The following is a 1,329-nucleotide window of genomic DNA, read 5'->3' as shown; positions in this document are numbered from 1 at the left end:
TCACATCCAGTACATCATAACTGGCAAAATTATCGGTATAGACGATGCTGTCAGGGTAAATTTTTGACTCTATTATCGGCAGTAATGTGCGTGATTTGGCATCGGGTATGACCTTGGTATACACCTTACCACCACGCTTGAGAAGCCCGAAAACAGGCACTTTTCCGGCAGCACCTCTGCCACGCTGACCTTTACGACGACCACCAAAATAACTTTCGTCCAGTTCAATCTCGCCATCAAACCAGGAGTGCCTATCTACGTGCTCGGCTATCAGCACTCTGAGGCGGTGAAAATAGTATGCAGCAGTGTTCCTGTGGACACCAACCAGCTCTGCGGCAATACGGGCTGTGGAGCCTGCAATAAACTGTTCAAGTAACCGTTCCTGTTTGTACTGACTGAGTCTGCTTTTTCTCATGGCACTATCCTAGATGATCTTAGTTATCTAGGACAGCCCCCTGTTTTAGTTATGGATAACGCTATGCCTTCACTTAAGACGCTTTTGCAGCTGCCTTGCGGGTGGCAATTGATCCGACAAACAACTGGCCATGATGGAGTGACTATTCATTTGCAGGCAACGCGTAAAACCTCACGCTGCCCTGAATGCATGAGGCTCAGCAGTTCTGTACATAGCTGTCGACGACGCCGTATACAGCATCTGCCATGCGCCGGGCAGGCTCTCTGGCTGATATTTGCCGTTCGCCACTGGTACTGTCGTAACCCATCCTGTTCACGAAAAATCTTTGCCGAATCCCTGTCTCCTTATTGCGGGCTCACGACAGCAGACTTCGCAGTTAGTGCAAAAATTACAGTATCAACTGGGGTTGATTGCCGGTGGAGAAGCGGGACAGTGGGCTGCCTAGTTCAGAAAATATCCTGAAATACAGGTTGTTTCCCGCGATCGTGGCGGTATCTATGCTACTGCAGCACGTGAAGGTGCACCTCAGGCCAGACAGGTGGCCGATCGCTGGCACCTGCTGAAAAACATTGGCGATGCACTTGAACGGATGATGTACAGACATATGCCTCTGATACGTCTTGTCGCCAGTGAGTTGTCGCCAAAGAAATCACCTGAACCAGAACCGGAAGTACCTGCGCCATACATTCATCGCCCGGAGCAACTGAAGCAGCAGACCCGTAATAAACGTCATCAACGCTGGGTGGAGGTAATTACCCTGCATAAGAACGGATGTGGGATCCGTGAAATATCCCGCGCCACCGGGCTATCACGCGTAACGGTCAGGCGCTGGCTCCAATACGGTACATTCCCTGAAATGTCGGCCCGCCCGACGAAACCCGGCCTTCTGGATCCCTGGCGTGGGTGGCTGGAAG

General features: G+C 51.4%; 1 protein-coding gene and 1 pseudogene. One reads left to right on the top strand and one right to left on the bottom strand.

Features of this window, described 5'->3' with window-relative positions; genetic code table 11:
* A partial coding sequence (locus tag BBW68_RS14635) for an IS1595 family transposase (protein ID WP_148127470.1) occupies positions 1-415 on the bottom strand: 415 nt, incomplete at its 3' end.
* A gap of 51 nt (positions 416-466) precedes the next feature.
* Between BBW68_RS14635 and BBW68_RS17265 the strand changes: the two are divergent.
* Positions 467-1,329 (top strand): annotated as a pseudogene (locus BBW68_RS17265) (transposase family protein); the annotation flags it as partial.

It is taken from the genome of Candidatus Erwinia dacicola, assembly GCF_001756855.1.
Taxonomy (GTDB): domain Bacteria; phylum Pseudomonadota; class Gammaproteobacteria; order Enterobacterales; family Enterobacteriaceae; genus Erwinia; species Erwinia dacicola.
Note: the sequence above shows the minus strand (reverse complement) of the source record. Positions and strands in the feature narration are given on the sequence as shown.